This is a genomic window from Janthinobacterium leeuwenhoeki, from assembly GCF_051380795.1.
Taxonomy (GTDB): domain Bacteria; phylum Pseudomonadota; class Gammaproteobacteria; order Burkholderiales; family Burkholderiaceae_D; genus Janthinobacterium.
Genome location: NZ_JBNYXT010000014.1, coordinates 73,957 through 91,346, shown reverse-complemented (window position 1 = coordinate 91,346; position 17,390 = coordinate 73,957). Strand labels below are relative to the sequence as shown.

Below are 17,390 nucleotides of genomic sequence, written 5' to 3'. Positions count from 1 at the left end.
TGGATAGTCCCGGCCACACTTATCGTGCAGCAACGGCCAATGGTTTGCCCAAGCTTACCAAGAAACGCTCGCATTCGGCAGCCAGCGGTGCGTTCAGTGTCATCGTCTTGCCCGTTTCAGGATGCGTAAACGTGATCTGGTGCGCGTGCAGGAACATGCGTTTCAGGGCCCCGCGCGTGCTGTCGGCTTTCAACAGGGCACGGTTGAGGGCAAAGTCGCCATATTTATCGTCGCCGGCGATGGGGAAACCGGACGAGGACAGGTGCACGCGGATCTGGTGCGTGCGTCCCGTCTTCAATTCCGCTTCCAGCAAGGCGAAGTTGTGATATTTATGCAACAGTGAAAACACCGTGTGCGACGCCAGGCCATCGGCCTGCACGGCCACCCGGCGCTCGCCTTCGGCCGTCGTATATTTATGCAGCGGCAACTTGATATGCTGGCGCGCATTCTTCCAGTCGCCGGCCACCAGCACCAGATAGCGCTTGTCGGTGACGCCGTCGCGCATCTGCTCGTGCAAATTCGTCAATGCCGTGCGTTTCTTTGCCAGCAACAGCAAGCCGGACGTGTCGCGGTCCAGGCGGTGCACCAGTTCCAGGAACTTGGCGTCGGGGCGCGAGGCGCGCAATTGCTCGATCACGCCGAACGACACGCCCGAGCCGCCATGCACGGCCACGCCGGCCGGCTTGTCGATGACGAGCAGTTGCGCATCTTCGAAGATGATCTTGAATTCGGCGGCCGGCGCGCCCGTGGGCGCCTTTTCGGCCACGCGCACGGGTGGAATGCGCACCACGTCGCCGGCGGCGAGACGGTACAGCTGATCGATACGGCCTTTATTAACCCGCACTTCTCCCGATCGCAAGATCCGGTAGATGTGGCTTTTAGGCACTCCCTTGCACACTCTTAATAAGTAGTTGTCGATGCGCTGGCCTGCTTCTTCCTCGGCGATCGTTACGAATTGGGCTTGCGGCTGAACCGGGGGTGTTGAAGGGGGAACAACATCATTTTGACTCTTCATTTACTATGTCTTCCCAGAAATCTCTCTAAGTCCTTCATTTTGAATATATAATTGTTTTTGCTGCGGCCCTGGCTGCTGCGAGTGTAAGAATAAAAGCACATTTTACACAGGGGCGTCTCCACCGGCCTCGCCAAATTGCAAATTCGGTGGAAAAAAATGTATATGCACCATCGCTGCGCGAATCAAGGTTGCACCGTAGTTGTAATCGGATAACGCGTGGAGATGCTGAAGTGAGTGTGGGATTATAAGGATAAGTACCCGTTAGCGCGACTTATCGAGTCGGGCTCGCGGGTTGATGAAGTTGATAACGCTTGCCGTTTTCGCCAAACCCCGTATGCGGCCACAATACTGAGGGTTGTCGATGATAGGCTGAGGCCAAGCCTCGCCATCGCGATCCCTGTAATGAGCCGGCTGACGATTTGGCTCTGAATTTGCTGACCACTTGCATTCTCTGCCCCCGATATAGTTCATTCTCGTTCGGGCTGCTTCAGATGAGTTGCAAGTGTCCTGTGCACTCGGCATGACGATCGACCTCACCGCGCCTGTTGCGGCCGTAACGTATACCTCGTACGCGTTGTTGCTCCGCACGCCTGGGCATTCCCCCCGCCAGCACTCCCTTTCTCGCATATATCCCTGTACTTCGCCGCTTCCCCGGAAGCGGCTTTGAGATGGCCTACGGGTCGCGGAGTTATAAAAATGAAACGCATGTTGTTTAATGCCACGCAGCAAGAAGAACTGCGCGTAGCGATTGTCGACGGACAAAAACTGATCGACATCGATATCGAGACAGCCGGGCGCGAACAGCGCAAATCCAACATCTACAAGGGCGTGATCACGCGCATCGAGCCATCGCTCGAAGCGTGCTTCGTCAGCTATGGCGAAGACCGCCACGGCTTCCTGCCTTTCAAGGAAGTTGCTCGCACGTACTTCCGCGAAGGCGTCGACGTGCGTAACGCCTCCGTCAAGGAAGCGCTGCGCGAAGGCCAGGAAATCATGGTCCAGGTGGAAAAGGAAGAGCGCGGCAACAAGGGCGCCGCCCTGACCTCGTTCGTCTCGCTGGCCGGCCGTTACCTGGTCTTGATGCCGAACAACCCGCGTGGCGGTGGCGTATCGCGCCGCGTGGAAGGTGAAGAGCGCCAGGAATTGCGCGAAACCATGGATAAACTGGACTTGCCTGCTGGCATGTCCGTCATTGCCCGCACCGCCGGCATCGGCCGCAACGTCGATGAACTGCAGTGGGACTTGAATTACCTGATGCAACTGTGGCGCGCCATCGAAGGCGCCGGCAAGTCGGCCAACGGCGCTTTCCTGATCTACCAGGAATCCTCCCTGGTCATCCGCGCCATCCGCGACTACTTCCAGCCCGACATTGGCGAGATCCTGATCGACACCGACGAGATCTACGACCAGGCGCACCAGTTCATGAGCCACGTGATGCCCGACATGGTGCACCGCGTCAAACGCTACAGCGACGACGTGCCGCTGTTCTCGCGCTTCCAGATCGAACACCAGATTGAAACGGCCTACAGCCGCACCGTGCCGCTGCCATCGGGCGGCGCCATCGTGATCGACCATACGGAAGCACTGGTGTCCGTCGACGTCAACTCGGCGCGCGCCACGCGCGGCTCGGACATCGAGACGACCGCCTTCAACACCAACTGCGAAGCGGCCGAAGAAGTGGCCCGCCAGCTGCGTTTGCGCGATCTGGGCGGCTTGATCGTCATCGACTTCATCGACATGGAAGTGGCAAAAAATCAACGCGAAGTGGAACAGCGCCTGAAAGACGCGCTGCACCATGACCGTGCACGTGTACAAATGGGCAAGATTTCCCGCTTCGGCCTGATGGAACTGTCACGCCAGCGCCTGCGTCCATCGCTGTCCGAAGGCTCGCACGTGACCTGCCCGCGCTGCTCCGGCACCGGCCACATCCGCGACACGGAATCGTCCGCCCTGCAGGTGCTGCGCATCATCCAGGAAGAGGCGATGAAGGAAAACTCGGCCACCATCCACGTGCAAGTGCCCGTCGACGTGGGCGCCTTCCTGCTGAACGAAAAGCGCGGCGAAGTACTCAAAATCGAGAACCGCCACCGCATCGCCGTGATCCTGATCCCGAACAAGCATCTGGAAACGCCGCATTACAAGCTGGAACGCATCAAGCACGACGATCCGCGTCTGGAAGACAGCCAGGCCAGCTACAACCTGGCGGAAAGCGCTGAAACCGACATGGCTTACAGCAAGCGCCAGAAGGAAGAAGCCAAGCCGCGCCAGGAAGCCGTCGTCAAGACGATCACGCCTGACCAGCCGGCTCCGCTGGTCGAGCGCAAGCCCGTCGAAGCCAAACCGGCTCCGGTGGCAGCGCCTGCCGCACCACAAGGCCTGATCGCCAAGATCATCAGCTTCTTCACCGGCGCCCCGGCGCCGGTGGCGCCAGCGCCCGCCCCTGTCGCACCAGCCAAGCCGGCCGGCGCCGACCGTGGCGACCGCAACAGCCGTGGCCCGCGTGGCCGTGGCCGCAACGGCAAACCTGGCCGCGAAGAACGCGAACCGGGCCAGGGCCGTCCAGCCCAGGACGACGCAGCCAAGGAAGCGGAAGCACTGGAAAAAGCGGCCCGTCCGCCACGTCCACCGCGTCCGCCACGCGAACCGCGTGAAGCCGGCGATGCAACGGCGGCGCCACGCGAACGCGGTGAGCGTCCAGAGCGCGCCGAGCGTCCGGAACGCGCGGAACGTCCAGAGCGCGCAGAGCGCCCGGAACGCGCCGAGCGTCCGCCACGCCAGCCACGCGAAGGCCGCGAACCACGCGCCGACAAGGTTGTTGCTGAAGTGAAAGCTGAAGAGCTGGCCCTGGTTGGCGCCAGCGCCAGCGCGGTAAATATCGTCGTGGCGTCAAGCGGTCCGGACGCTGATGCAGCACCAATGAGCTTGCTGAAAGCGCCGGCGAATGCCGGCCCTGAAGGCGAAGAGACGGAAAACGACGTGGAAGGCGAAGAACCGCGCCGCCGTCGTCGTCGTGGTGGCCGCAACCGCAACCGCCGCGACCGCGAAACGGGCGAGCTGATAGAATCGGCAAACGGCGAGAACGAAGGCCAGGACGCGCCCGTGATCAGCTTTACGGTCGCTCCGGCGCCGGAAGCTGCAACTGATGCTGCCCCAGTAGCCGCCGTGGCCGCCGCCGCTGTCGTTGCCGTCGCTGCGCCAGTGGAAGCTGCCGTCGTGGAAGTGGTCGAAGTGGTGGAAGTGGCCAAGGTCGAAGAAGCTGCTCCTGCAGCTGAAGCCGCACCAACTGCTGAAGTGATCGTGCCGGCAGCCCCTGTCGAAGCGGCTGCAACGCAAGCTGAACCAGCCGCTGCCGAAGCGACACCTGCTGCCGAGTACAGCTTTGTCGAGAAAGCGGAAGCTGCACCTGCTGAAATCATCATCGAAGCCGTGCCTGCCGTAGAAGCTGTGCCGCTGGTGGAAGCCATCGCCGTGATCGAGGCAGCACCAGCGCCAGTGGCTGAAGCGGCGCCTGCCGTGGTGGAAGCCGCTGCGGTGGTTGTTGCTCCTGCTCCTGCTCCTGCTCCTGCTCCTGCTCCTGCTCCTGCTCCTGCGCCTGTCGTTGCTGCGGCACCGGCTCCTGCCGCGCCGCTGGACTTGAGCGCAGTGCTCGGTTCGGCCGGCCTGACCCTGGCTGCCACCGATCCGGAAAAACTGCGTCTGGCGCAGGAAGCCGCTGCCAAGGCAGTCGCTCCCGTGCGCAAGCCGCGCGAACGCAAGCCATTGCCGCCGCAATCGGATGAGCCGTTGATCCAGGTCAACACGCAACGTCCATAAGCGCGCCGGGTTCGCCCAGCCGCCAATGATGAAAGGGGGAGCTCAGGCTTCCCCTTTTTTTACGTCCACTTCTTTGCCAGCCAGCCGCCATGCACGAGAACGCCAACCTTGCCCGCCCCGCCGCCGTCAGCCTGCGCAGCGCCTTCTGGTACTGGCTCAAGCTGGGCTGCGTCAGCTTTGGCGGCCCGGCCGGGCAAATCGCCATGATGCATGCAGAACTGGTGGAAAAGCGGCGCTGGATTTCCGAACAGCGTTTCCTGCACGCCCTCAACTACTGCATGCTGCTGCCGGGGCCGGAAGCGACCCAGCTGGCCATCTACATCGGTTGGCTGATGCACCGCACGCGCGGCGCCCTGGTGGCAGGCCTGCTGTTTTTGCTGCCTTCGCTGCTGCTGCTGATCGCCCTGTCCTGGCTCTACATGGCGTATGGCCACGTGGGCGCCATCGCCGGCGTCCTGTACGGCATCAAGCCGGCCGTCGTCGCCATCGTGCTGGCCGCCGCCTGGCGCCTGGGCCGACGCACCTTGCGCAGCCCCGGCCTGATCGCCATCGCGGCGGGCGCATTTATCGCCATCGCCGTGCTACGGCTGCCATTTCCACTGATCGTGCTCGCCGCCGCCCTGCTGGGTATGGCGGGCGGGCGCTGGCTGCCGGCCCACTTTCATACGGGCGGCACGCCGCATGGCGGCGCGGCCCGCTACGGCGACGCACTGATCGATGACGATACGCCCACGCCGGACCACGCGCAGCTCAAATGGCCGCGCCTGCTCGGCACGGCCGCCGTCGGCCTGGCACTGACCTTGCTCGCCTGGCTGGGTCTGGCGCTACTGGGCGGGGTTGACCAGCCGCTGGCGCAGATGGGCGTGTTTTTCAGCAAGGCCGCCCTGCTGACGTTCGGCGGCGCATATGCCGTGCTGCCCTACCTGGTGCAGGGCGCCGTCGACCATTACCACTGGATCACGAGCGCGCAAATGATGGATGGCCTGGCGCTGGGCGAAACCACGCCCGGCCCCCTGATCATGATCGTCACCTTCATCGGCTTTGTGGGCGGCTGGAGCCATGCCGCAGGCATCGCTGGTGAACACCTGTGGCTGGCGGGCGTGTGCGGCGCGCTCGTCGCCAGCTGGTTCACCTTCCTGCCCTCATTCATCTTCATCCTGGCCGGCGCGCCGCTGGTGGAAGCGTCGCGCGGCAATTTGCGCCTGAGCGCGCCCCTGACGGCCATCTCGGCGGCCGTGGTGGGCGTCATCGCCAGCCTGGCCCTGTTCTTTGGCCGCCATGTCTTCTGGCAAGCAAACCCGCTGCCGCACTGGGACTGGCTGGCGATCGCCATCGCGCTGGCGGCCGGCGTGGCGCTGCTCAGGTTTCAAATGGGCACCATCAAATTGCTGCTCGCCTGTGCCATCTTCGGCCTCGTGCTATCGTATCTGCCTTGAACGACTTAACGTAAGTGGTATCACCTTTCATGGCTGACAAGATTATCTACCTCGCCGAGGCCCGCAACGGGGCCTTGGCTATTCCCGCGCGGCTGGAAAGCCCCAGCGGCAACGTGGCCGACAGCCTGGGCCGGCCCCTGCACGACTTGCGCATCTCGATTACCGACCGCTGCAATTTCCGTTGCGTGTATTGCATGCCCAAGGACGTGTTCGACAAGAACCACGTGTATCTGCCGCACACGGACTTGCTGTCGTTCGAGGAAATCACGCGCATCGCCCGCCTGTTCGTCGCGCACGGCGTGGAAAAGATCCGCCTGACGGGCGGCGAACCGCTGCTGCGCAAGAATATCGAAAAGCTCATCGCCATGCTGGCCGAGCTGCGCACGCCATCGGGCCAGCCGCTGGACCTGACCCTGACGACCAACGGTTCCTTGCTGGCGAGAAAAGCGCAGGCGCTCAAGGATGCGGGCCTGAACCGCGTCACCGTGTCGCTCGACTCGCTTGACGACGCCACCTTCAAGCGCATGAACGATGTCGACTTCGCCGTGGCCGACGTGCTGCACGGCATCGATGCGGCGCACGCCGCTGGCCTGGGGCCCATCAAGATCAATATGGTCGTCAAGGCCGGCATGAACGAGCAGGAAATCGTGCCCATGGCGCGCCACTTCAAGGGCACGCCGTACATCTTGCGCTTCATCGAATACATGGATGTGGGCGCCTCGAACGGCTGGAACTTGCAGGAAGTCATCCCGTCCGCCGAAGTCGTGCGGCGCATCGCCGCGCACTTGCCCTTGCTACCCATCAACCCCAACTACACGGGCGAGACGGCGGCGCGCTGGCGCTATGCGGATGGCAGCGGCGAGATCGGCCTCATCTCCAGCGTCACGCAAGCATTCTGCGCCGACTGCAGCCGCGCCCGCCTCTCGACCGAGGGCAAGCTGTACACCTGTTTGTTCGCCAGCAGCGGCCACGACTTGCGCAGCCTGCTGCGCGGCGGCCACAGCGATGCCGAAATTTCCTCTGCCGTGGCGCAACTGTGGCGCGGCCGTGGCGACCGCTATTCGCAGTTGCGCACCAGCCAGACGGATTTGACGGGCGGTGCGCTTGAGCACGGTAAAAAGAAAGTGGAAATGTCGTACATCGGCGGCTGAATCGGACGCGGCGCGCGCCCGCCGCTGCTACCATGGCGTATGCATCCACATTTTCGCCTCTCATGATCAACAAACACGATATTACCGGCCTGATCCTGGCCGGCGGCCTCGGCACGCGCATGGGCCAGCGCGACAAGGGCATGCTGCCCCTGCATGGCCAGCCCCTGGCGCGCCACGTGCTGCAGCGCCTGGCGCCGCAAGTGGGCCAGCTGGCCCTCAGCGTCCACGCGGATGCCGGCGCTTACGCGCACTTCGGCCTGCCCGTGTGGCCGGACGTGCTGCCGGGCCAGCTGGGTCCACTGGCCGGCTTGCACAGTGGCATGCAGCACGCCAGCACGCCCTATTTGCTCACGGTGCCGTGCGATTCGCCTTTGCTGCCGCCCGATCTGGCCACGCGCCTGGCGGCCGGTTTGAGCGACAGCGATGCCGACCTGGCCATCGCCGTCACCGAAGAAATCGATGCGGCAACGGGCTCGGCCGTGCGCCGCCCGCATCCCGTCTTTTGCCTGGTGAAAACATCGGCCCTGCCCCAGCTGGATGCGTATCTGCACAGCGGAGAACGCCGCATGCGCACCTGGCACGGCCCCTTGAAACTGACCGAAGTGCTCTTCGAGAACAATAGCGCGTTCGGCAACATCAATACCCCGGACGAACTGGCCGCCCTGCAGGCACAGGGCCTGTCCGTGCCGATGGCGCAAGCCATCCTGGCCGACACCGTCGTCCCCGTCGCCGGGATCGAAACATTGCCGCTGCCGCAAGCATTCGGGCGCATTTTGGCATCCGACATCATCTCGCCCATCAGCGTGCCCGCGCACGATAATTCCGCCATGGATGGTTACGCGCTGCACGGTGCCGACCTCGGTGGCGACACTGCCGTGACCTTGGCCGTGGTCGACACCATCCTGGCCGGGCGCCCCGGCACGGTCAAAGTTGGGCGCGGCGAATGCGCGCGCATCATGACGGGCGCCGTCATGCCGGACGGCTGCGACAGCGTGGTGCCGCAGGAACTGGTGCAACAGGCCAGCGCAACGAGCATTACGCTGGCGCCGGATTGCATCCGCGCCGGCGACAACCGCCGTTTCAAGGGCGAAGACTTGATGCAGGGCCAGCCGGCCCTGCTGCAAGGCAAGCACCTGGGCCCGGCCGAACTGGGTCTGCTGGCCTCGCTGGGCATCGCCACGGTGCCCGTGCGCCGCCGGCTGCGCGTGGCCTTCTTTTCCACCGGTGACGAATTGCGCTCGATCGGCGAGCCGCTGGACGCCGGCTGCATCTACGACAGCAACCGCTACACCCTGCTGGGCATGCTGACCCGTCTCGGTTGCGAAGTGCTCGACATGGGCATCGTCAAGGATGCACCGCAAGCGCTGGAAGCGGCCTTGCGCGGCGCCTGCGCCAAGGCTGATGTCATCATCACCTCGGGCGGCGTGTCCAGCGGCGCGGCCGATTTTACGCGCGAGATCCTGGCGCGCCTCGGTGAAGTGGCCTTCTGGCAAATCAACATGCGCCCGGGCCGTCCCATGGCCTTTGGCCGGATTGCCAGCGAAGGCGAGACGGCATTGCTGCTGGGCCTGCCCGGCAACCCCGTGGCCGTGATGGCGGCGTTTTATTTCCTCGCCCGCCCGACCCTGCTGCGCCTGATGGGCGCTGATGCGGACACTGCCAGCCTGCCGCTGCTGCAGGTGGCGGCACAAGCGGCTATCCGCAAGAAACGGGGCCGCACGGAATACCAGCGCGGCATCGTCGAGCGCGGCGCTGACGGGCGCCAGCACGTGCGCGTGACGGGTGCGCAAGGCTCGGGCATCCTGCGCTCCATGACGCAAGCCAATTGCATGATCGTGCTGCATGAAGCGCAAGGCCACGTGGCGGCCGGCGACCTGGTCGATATCGTGCTGTTCCATGGATTGATGTAAGCCACCCCCCTCCTTCCCCTCAACGGCCCGCCCTGCGCGGGCCGTTTGCATTTCCCCATTGCAATCAATTCCCCTGCGCGGCAAACGTTCGCCCGTCGAGATAAAAATATTAATCATTTCCCATAAAAACAAAATAATAAACACAACACAAATTGTAATAATTTTATTTATTAGTTGATATTGAAGTTTCTTCGGTGATAACATTCGAACTCATAGCAAAAGTTCAATTTTGATATTGTTTTCACGAGGAAACTAATAATGAGACACCGTTCATGGATCGCAGGCGCCAGCATGCTGGGAGCGGCTTGCCTGCTTGGCATGCTGTCCCTGGCGCCCCTGCCCGCCTATGCCAAAGGGGCTCCGCGGGCCAACGTACTGGAGAACTGCAGCTGGAACCGCCCCGGCGTCGACCCGTTCATGGGCGACGTGGTGGCGGCCGTGGACCGGTATCCGGACATCGCGCCACAGGTGCGCGAAGAGTTGAAGACGCGCATGCGCGCGCGCCAGTATGATGAAATCGTCGTGATCAGCCGCGACGCCATCCGCGGCAAGGGCAATTACAACGCGCGCATCAGCGACATGCATTTCGGCCCAGGCCGCGTCTGCCGCAATGTGACCCGCGCAGGCTGGAGCGAGCAGATGCAGGAACGGGGACTCGTGTATTGCGTGCAGGGACAATGTATTCTCGTGCCGACGATCTGCCGCAATGTCAGCCGCATTACGCAGGCGCCAGCGTCAGCACCGCCGGCAGCCGGTGCCGCTCCCGGTGGCGCAGCACCCGTTGCCGCCGCGCCCGCCGCGCCGGAAGCGGCAGGCGTGCCCCTTATCGATAATCCCGACGCCTTGCGCGGCGGTTCCTTCACGGGTGGCGCCATGCCGCCCGAGGTGGCCAGCATTCCTTTCCTGCCCTTCGATTACGTGCGTACCGCTGGCGGCAGCGCGCCGCCTGCCGGCATGGGCGGCGGTGGAGGTGGTGGCGGCGGTGGCCTGCCGCCAGACCAGGGCAGCAGCATCATCGTGCCGCCCACAGTGATCCTGCCAACCTTGCCCCCCACCGATATAAGTATTCTGCCCGCCGTGCCCGAGCCACAGACCTGGGCCATGCTGATGGCGGGACTGGCGCTGGTCGCCTTTGCCGCGCTGCGCCGCAGGCAAGCGCCAGCGGCCTGAACGACAATCCTACTCGCCGTCGCCTGGCAAGCCAGCATCTGCCGCCCCCAGCAGCAAGGCGGCCGCCTCGCCCGGCAAGGCTTCCACGGATTTCAATTTGCGCGCCATCTGCCGGCTGCGCACTTCCGCGCTTTCGATATTCTTCGCCGCCTTTTCCAGGGTCAGCCGGGTTTGCGACAGCACGTCGCCGAACTTGCCGAACTCCGTCTTGACGGCGCCCAGAACCTGCCACACTTCGGACGAGCGCTTTTCCAGCGCCAGCGTGCGGAAACCCATCTGCAGGCTGTTGAGCAAGGCCGTCAGAGTGGAGGGCCCGGCGATGCTGACCCGGTGCACGCGCTGCAATTCGTCGGCCAGTCCGGGCCGGCGCAGCACTTCCGCATACAAGCCTTCCGTGGGCAGGAACAGGATGGCAAAGTCGGTGGTCTGCGGCGGCGCCAGGTATTTCTCGGCGATGGTTTTCGCTTCGCTCCGCACGGCCCGCTCCAGCTCGCGTCCGGCCTGGGCCACGCCGTCCGCATCGGCCCGCTCGGCCGCGTCGACCAGGCGCTCGTACTGTTCCTTGGGAAATTTCGCATCGATAGGCATCCACACGGGCGGACCGCCATCGGAGAGGCCCGGCAGTTTCAGGGCAAATTCCACGCGCGCGCCGCTGCCCGGCAGCGTTTCCACGTTTTTCGCGTACTGGTCGACAGTGAGTACCTGCTCCAGCAGCATTTCCAGCTGCACTTCGCCCCAGGTGCCGCGCGTCTTGACGTTGGTGAGCACCCGCTTCAGGTCGCCCACGCCCAGCGCCAGCTGCTGCATTTCACCAAGACCCTGATGCACTTTTTCCAGCCGCTCGGACACTTGCTGGAACGAGGCGGAAAGCCGCGTTTCCAGCGTGGCGTGCAGTTTCTCGTCGACCGTCTTGCGCATCTCTTCCAGGCGCGCGCCATTGTCGGCCTGCAAATCGCGGATCTTGTTTTCCAGGGTGGCGCGCACTTCCAGCATGCGCTGCGCATTCGATTCCGTCAGTTGCGCCAGAGTTTGATTGGTACTCTCGGCAAAGCGCGCCAGGCTTTGCGCCTGTTCTTCGCGCCCGACTTTCCCCTGCGCCTGCATCTGCGTGCGCAGGCTGTCGAGCTGTTGCAGGGTTGCCGCCTGGAATTGCGCCAGGCTGCTGGCCAGATCCTGGCGCGTCGCTTGCGCCGACGCCTGCAGCTGCAGCCGCACTTCTCGCTCGACGCGGTCGATGCGCTCCAGGCTTTGCTGCTGGTGCTGCTGCACCAGGGCCAGGGTGGTGGCGCCATCGCCGGCCGCGCCACGCGGACGCAGCAAGATCAATAGCAACAAGACGATGGCGACGATGGCGGCGCCCAGCAGGCTGTAAAACTCGATTGGGCTCATGGGTATCAATCAGGTTTGTTGCGCATCCAGTCGGCTGTCTGATAGAACGATTCCATCAGGCGCACGCGCAGGGACTCTTCGATGCCCGTGTCTTCCATGGCCCAGGCCATGGCGCGCAGCCACTGGTCGCGCTCGCTGGTGCCGATGGCGTAAGGCAAGTGGCGCGCGCGCAGGCGCGGGTGGCCGAATTTCTCGATATACAGGTCTGGGCCGCCCATCCAGCCCGTCAGGAAGAAATACAGCTTGTCGCGCGAGCCGTCCGTCGAGGGCGGATGCATGACGCGGATGCCGGCAAACTCGGCTTCGAGTTCCATCAAGTCATAAAAACGGTCGACCATTTCGCGCAGCACGGGGGCGCCGCCGATGGTCTCGTACAGGGTGGGGGCAGTGGTATCAGTCATGGCCGCCATGATAGCGCAAGCACCGGCGGCCCATGCGGCGCCCGCTGCCGCTGCGACAATAAAGAGCAATATACTTGACTACTCACGCTTATATCAACTACTATGCAATCTTTAAATGCAAGCAGGAAAAACATGTCAACCGCCGCAGAACCGCACATGATGCGCAATAGCAACTTCCGCTGGCTGCTGGGTGGCGGCCTCGTTTCCATGCTGGGCGACCAGTTCAGCATGCTGGCCCTGATGGGCGCCCCGCGCGCCGTGCTCATATTGCTGGGCGGCACCGTTGCCGACCGCTATACACCCCGGCGCGTGCTGCTGGCGAGCAAATTGGCCAATGCCGCCATCCTGCTATTGCTGGCCGGGCTGCTGATGCTGGACCAGGCCAGCCTGGCACTGGCGTATGCGGCCGCGCTGGCGCTGGGCATCGCGTCCGCCTTCGCCATCCCGGCCGGCACGGCCATCCCGCGCATCGCCGGACCAGAAACGATGTAAACAAACGATAGGAGAGCAATGAAACATGGACAAGACACGACAGGCAACATTGAAAGCACACTACCGGCAACAGCCGCCGCCGCTGGGCATCATCGCCCTGCGGCACCTGCCCAGCGGGCGAACCTTGCTCGAATGCAGCCGTAACGCGCCCGGCATGCTGAACCGGCACCGCTTCGAGCTCAACCTGGGCAAGCACCGTAACGCCCTGCTGCAGGCGGACTGGCGGCGCGACGGCGCGGCGGCCTTTTCCTGCGAGATCATCGACACCGTCAGGCTGCTTGATGACCCCGCCTTCGATGCGGACGCCGAACTGGGCGCCCTGCTGGCCCTGCACCGCGCACAGTGGCTGGAACAGGGTCAACCACTGTATTGAGCTGCGGTGCATTACACTTGCGTACTCAAGCATTTCGCAGCGAATAAAATGGAAGCCATGAACGATCACACTCCCCTGTCGCCGGACAGCGATGGCGCGCTGGACTTTTGCCTGCGCCTGGCACGCGCCCAGGCGCTCATCGTGCGCCGCTTCGACAGCACCCTGGGCAATTTGCATGGCCTGAGCTTCAGCGACTATCAATTGCTGTACCAGCTGCAGCGCGCCCCCGGTGCGCGCCTGCGCCGCATCGACCTGGCTGAACGCCTGGCGCTGACGGCCTCGGGCGTCACGCGCTCCTTGATGCCGCTGGAAAAAATCGGCCTGGTGACGCGCCAGGCCGATGTGCGCGACGCCCGCGTCGGCTATGCCGTGCTGACTGCCGCCGGTCAGGAATTATTGGAACATGCCAGCGCCACGGCGCATGCGGTGGGCCGCGAATTGCTGCAGGACGCGCCGGCAGAACAGCTGGGAGCCCTTTCGGCCATCCTGGGCCGGCTGACCGGCTGACGCTGCCAGCCGGCGCCACTGCTTACACCAGCGCCAGCTTGCGCAGGCGCTGCGTCGACGGCCAGTGTTCCACGCCCACTTCGGCGCGAACCGCTGCGCAGGCTGCCAGCAGTCGGGCGATGCCAGTCTCGTCGAGTCCCGCGTTGAGGGTCAGGCGCACGAGCGCGCGGTTCTTCGCCGTTGCCGGGGCACAAAACATGGCGCCGTAAATGCCTTGCCGTTCCAGCGCCTGGCGCAGCGCCAGGGTGGCCGGTTCGCCGCCCGCCTCCAGCGCCACGATCTGCTCCGTGCCATCGCTGACGTTGTAGCCCAGCTCGCGCAAGCCCTCGCGCACCTGCAGCGTATGGCGCCGCAAGGTGGCGCGGCGCGCATCGGCGGCCATGATGAAATCGAGCGCCGCGCCCAGCCACGCCAGCTCATGCGCCAGCAGGCAGGAACTGAAAATGGCGGGGCGTGATTCGGATAGGAAATATCCCTTGAAACGGCTGGAACAACTGATGAAACCGGCCCGTCCCGCGAAGGCCTTGGCCAGCGATGCCGTGCGGAAATGCACGCGATGCCCCAATCCCCAGGCTTCCACCAGGCCCGCGCCCTGCGGGCCATGCGTGCCCAGCGAATGCGACTCGTCGACCACCACCACGCAGTCGCTGCGCTCGGCGATATCGAGCAGTTCCAGCAGCGGCGCCAGGCTGCCGTTGGTGCTGTACAGGGCGTCGACGACGATCACGCCGCGGCCCTGCTTTGCCACCTGGCGGCGCAGGTGCGTCATGTCATTGTGCAAGAAGGGGACAGCCTGGGCCTGCGCCGACAGCACGCCTTCCCACAGCGAGGCATGGGCCTGCATGTCCAGGTAGACGGGAATGCCGGGGCCGGCGATACACTGGATCAAACCCACGTTGGCCGCCATGCCGGACTGCGCCAGGATGCCATCCTCGCAGCCCATGAAGCGGGCCAGCCGGCTTTCCAGCCGGTGCTGTTCGCTGCCTTCCTGCAAGTACACGGCCGACATCAGCATGCCACCCGCATGCGCCTGCAGGCACGCCACCTGGGCCGCCACCAGCGCCGGCTCGGCGGCGATGGACAGGTAATCGTTGCCGGCCAGGAAAATGGCATGCGCGGGTGTCGCTTGCCAGGCATGGGGATGCTGGCCGCCCAGCAGTTTTTCGATGCGCGTGATGTGATGCGCATCCATGCGCCGCACGATGTAGTCTGGCAGGCAGTGTTCGGCACGGGCGAAGGATGGGTGGTGCAAGCTGGTAGCGATGGTCATGGTTTTTCTCCTGGGGAAAAGTTTGTTGCAACTTAAAACCTTGACTGTGTCGCCAACCCATCCATTGACGTATATCAAGCTCCAGTGAGATAAGCATTCAACCAGGAAAATGTACGCGATGATCATGCTCTGAAGAGTATCAAGGCAGAGTCATGACGCAGCAATGGCAAGGACGATGGACATACTGGCGCAGGCGCCTGCTCCATTCGCTGCTGCATGAGCGCCTGCAGCATGAGAACCTGGCCGGCAGAGTCGCCATGCTGGCCGCCGTGGGCACGGTGGCGATGCCGCTGTACTACCTGCTATGGCATTATTTTTTTCCGCAAACCTATGAAAACCTGACCCTGCGCCTGACGGGCGTGGGCATCTGCGTGGTGGGCCTGTTTGCGCGCCGCTTCGCGGCCCGCTGGCTGTCGCGCTATCTGCTGTTCGCGCTCAGCTACATCCTGCCCTTCTTCTTTACTTTCATGTTTTTGATGAACCATGCCTCGTCCATCTGGAGCGAATCGCTGCTGATCGGCCTGGTCGTGCTGTTTCATTTCGAGACGAAACTGGCTTGCCGCGCCTACCTGATCGGCACCAGCGCCGCCTGCCTCGCCGTCATCCTGCAAGGAGAAGGCGGCTTCCTGTTGCAGCGTGAAGTGCTGCAGCAACTGCCCGTGCACTGGTTCACCATTGCCGCGCTGTCCGTGGTGAAAGTGGGCAGCAAGGTGCTGGAACTGGAACGGCTGGCTGGCCTGGCGGCCGGACTCGGTTCCGTGGCGCACGAGCTGCGCACGCCGCTGACCAGCGTGGAAGCCAATGTGCGGGGCATGCGCCGGCTGCTGGCGCAGCTGGCCGGCCAGGCGGACGACATGCCGCCGTTGCAGGAAGCCCTGTCGCGCATCCAGTTCGAAGTGCGCCACATGCATCACATGATCGATTTGTTTCTGATGAGCGCCAGTGCCGTGAACCGCAATCTGCAGCCCAGCCAGACGCTATCGATGCTGGCGATGGTGAGCTGCGTGCTCAAGCGCTATCCGTTTACCGGCAACAGCCAGCGCAGCAGCGTCAAGGTGGACGTGCGCGCCGACTTCCAGTTCGCCGGCCAGGACGAACTGTGCGTGGTGATCTTGCTGAACCTGCTGAGAAACGCGCTGAAAGCCATCCAGCGGGCCGGCAAGGGCCGCGTGCGCATCATCATCGATGGCGCCCGCCCCGTGCCCAGGCTGCTGTTCATCGACACGGGTTGCGGCATCGCGAAAAACCGCCTGCCGCTGATCTTCGAGCGTTTTTACTCCTATCCCGTGCATAACGGCAGCGGCATCGGCCTGGCCCTGTGCCGGCAGATCGTCACTGCCTGGCAGGCGCGCATCCGCTGCGTGTCGCGCGAGCACGCGTATGCGATTTTCATCCTGGAATTTCCCCAGCCCGTGCCTGCCCGCTTCCAACCCTCTTCCCCCGCAAGGTGACGCATGCAACTGCCCGTCTACACCCATCCGACCCTGACCGTCTTGATCGACGACAGCGATTCCTTCCTGAAAAGCCTGGCGTTCCAGCTCGATCCGGGCCTGACGCGCAAGACTTTCCACGACACCAGCAGCGCCCTGCACTGGCTGCGCCATAGCGCGCAACCGGGCGAAACGCCGCTGCACGTCAATTTCGACACGCAAAACCTGCCACCCGACCAGTGCAACGTGGCGCTCGACCTCGAACGCATCTGGCGCATCAGCGGCCAGGCGCAGCGCTTTGCCATGCCCTCCGTGCTGGTAGTCGATTATTCGATGCCGCAGATGAATGGTTTGGAATTCTGCCAGGCCGTGCGCGACTTGCCGTGCAAGAAGATTCTATTTACAGGCGCGGCCGATGAAAAAGTGGCCGTGACGGCCTTTAACCGGGGCTTGATCGACCGCTACATCAAGAAGAGCGACGACGACGCGCTCGACATCCTGGAACAGGAAATCGTTACCCTGCAGCGCGAGTTCTTCCTGCAGCAATCGGACACCGTGCGCGACTTGCTATTGCTGCACGACTATCGCTTCCTGCAAGACGAAGCACTGGCCGCCGTCGTGCACGAGCTGTGCCAGCGCCATGGTTTTGTCGAATACTATATTTTCCCCAATCCCAGCGGCATCCTGTTCTTCACGCGCGACGGCCAGGCCAAGCTGATGATCATCGAGACGGAACGGGGCCTGCACACGCAATACGAAATGGCGCGTGACAGCGACGCGCCCGAGTCCTTGCTGCTGGCCTTGCTGGAAATGCGCGTGATCCCGTATTTTTCCGATGCCGACAGCGACGGCATGTATGCGGCGCACATCGGCGAAAACTGGTTCCGCTACTGCGCCGCGCCGACCATCTGCCTGGGGCGCGTCAGCTACTTCTGGGCGCTGTTCGACGTGCCGCCGCACCAGCTGGGACAACCGGTCATGTCGTATGCGCAATTTTTACGCGCAGGCGCAGGCGACAGCGTCAGCGCGTAGT

14 protein-coding genes are annotated in these 17,390 nt (G+C 63.7%); 10 read left to right on the top strand and 4 right to left on the bottom strand.

Annotated features, from left to right (window positions below; genetic code table 11):
- Positions 1-19 precede the first annotated feature (19 nt).
- Positions 20-1,015 carry an RluA family pseudouridine synthase gene (locus ACQ4WS_RS13450; RefSeq protein WP_034754116.1) on the bottom strand — a complete coding sequence of 332 codons (996 nt, stop codon included), beginning with the start codon at positions 1,013-1,015 and terminating at the stop codon, positions 20-22.
- Positions 1,016-1,711: 696 nt separating this feature from the next.
- Between ACQ4WS_RS13450 and ACQ4WS_RS13445 the strand changes: the two genes are divergently transcribed.
- The 5 genes from ACQ4WS_RS13445 (at position 1,712) to ACQ4WS_RS13425 (ending at position 10,495) form a co-directional block, all read left to right on the top strand.
- Entirely contained in the window at positions 1,712-4,828 is a 3,117-nt protein-coding gene (locus ACQ4WS_RS13445; RefSeq protein WP_436476972.1) for an Rne/Rng family ribonuclease, read from the top strand.
- Between the two features lie 89 nt (positions 4,829-4,917).
- Entirely contained in the window at positions 4,918-6,264 is a 1,347-nt protein-coding gene (gene chrA, locus ACQ4WS_RS13440) for a chromate efflux transporter (RefSeq protein ID WP_436476970.1), read from the top strand.
- 29 nt (positions 6,265-6,293) lie between these two features.
- Positions 6,294-7,415: a GTP 3',8-cyclase MoaA gene (moaA, locus tag ACQ4WS_RS13435; RefSeq protein WP_436476968.1), complete on the top strand. Its 1,122-nt coding sequence runs from the start codon at positions 6,294-6,296 to the stop codon at positions 7,413-7,415.
- 62 nt (positions 7,416-7,477) lie between these two features.
- Positions 7,478-9,325 (top strand): molybdopterin molybdotransferase MoeA, encoded by a 1,848-nt coding sequence (moeA, locus tag ACQ4WS_RS13430; protein WP_436476966.1) that lies wholly within the window; start codon positions 7,478-7,480, stop codon positions 9,323-9,325.
- A gap of 258 nt (positions 9,326-9,583) precedes the next feature.
- Positions 9,584-10,495: an MHFG family PEP-CTERM protein gene (locus ACQ4WS_RS13425; RefSeq protein WP_436476964.1), complete on the top strand. Its 912-nt coding sequence runs from the start codon at positions 9,584-9,586 to the stop codon at positions 10,493-10,495.
- 9 nt (positions 10,496-10,504) lie between these two features.
- Here the strand turns inward: ACQ4WS_RS13425 and ACQ4WS_RS13420 are convergent, their stop codons facing one another.
- Positions 10,505-11,884, bottom strand: coding sequence for a DNA recombination protein RmuC (locus tag ACQ4WS_RS13420; RefSeq protein ID WP_436476962.1), 1,380 nt, complete (start codon positions 11,882-11,884; stop codon positions 10,505-10,507).
- A 5-nt stretch (positions 11,885-11,889) separates the two neighbouring features.
- Positions 11,890-12,285, bottom strand: a complete 396-nt coding sequence (locus ACQ4WS_RS13415) for a group II truncated hemoglobin (protein ID WP_034785429.1) — start codon at positions 12,283-12,285, stop codon at positions 11,890-11,892.
- 132 nt (positions 12,286-12,417) lie between these two features.
- On the opposite strand from ACQ4WS_RS13415, the gene ACQ4WS_RS13410 reads away from it, so the two are divergent.
- Genes ACQ4WS_RS13410 through ACQ4WS_RS13400 form a run of 3 tightly spaced genes read left to right on the top strand, consistent with a single transcriptional unit; the run spans position 12,418 to position 13,657 of the window.
- Complete coding sequence (locus ACQ4WS_RS13410) at positions 12,418-12,777, top strand: hypothetical protein (RefSeq protein ID WP_436476960.1); 360 nt, start codon at positions 12,418-12,420, stop codon at positions 12,775-12,777.
- 25 nt (positions 12,778-12,802) lie between these two features.
- Positions 12,803-13,150: a GIY-YIG nuclease family protein gene (locus tag ACQ4WS_RS13405; protein WP_436476958.1), complete on the top strand. Its 348-nt coding sequence runs from the start codon at positions 12,803-12,805 to the stop codon at positions 13,148-13,150.
- Positions 13,151-13,207: 57 nt separating this feature from the next.
- Positions 13,208-13,657, top strand: coding sequence for a MarR family winged helix-turn-helix transcriptional regulator (locus tag ACQ4WS_RS13400; RefSeq protein WP_436476956.1), 450 nt, complete (start codon positions 13,208-13,210; stop codon positions 13,655-13,657).
- 22 nt (positions 13,658-13,679) lie between these two features.
- Here ACQ4WS_RS13400 and cqsA read toward each other — a convergent pair whose 3' ends face one another.
- A complete protein-coding gene (gene cqsA, locus ACQ4WS_RS13395) occupies positions 13,680-14,927 on the bottom strand; it encodes an alpha-hydroxyketone-type quorum-sensing autoinducer synthase (protein ID WP_436476954.1) in 1,248 nt (415 codons plus the stop codon).
- A gap of 152 nt (positions 14,928-15,079) precedes the next feature.
- Here cqsA and ACQ4WS_RS13390 point away from each other — a divergent pair, with 152 nt between their 5' ends.
- Together ACQ4WS_RS13390 and ACQ4WS_RS13385 are read left to right on the top strand one after the other, a co-directional pair.
- The gene (locus ACQ4WS_RS13390) at positions 15,080-16,378 is read left to right on the top strand and encodes a sensor histidine kinase (protein ID WP_436476952.1); all 1,299 of its coding nucleotides are present in this window, start codon (positions 15,080-15,082) and stop codon (positions 16,376-16,378) included.
- A 3-nt stretch (positions 16,379-16,381) separates the two neighbouring features.
- On the top strand, positions 16,382-17,389 hold the full coding sequence (locus ACQ4WS_RS13385; RefSeq protein ID WP_436476950.1) for a response regulator: 1,008 nt from the start codon (positions 16,382-16,384) through the stop codon (positions 17,387-17,389).
- Position 17,390: the final 1 nt, after the last annotated feature.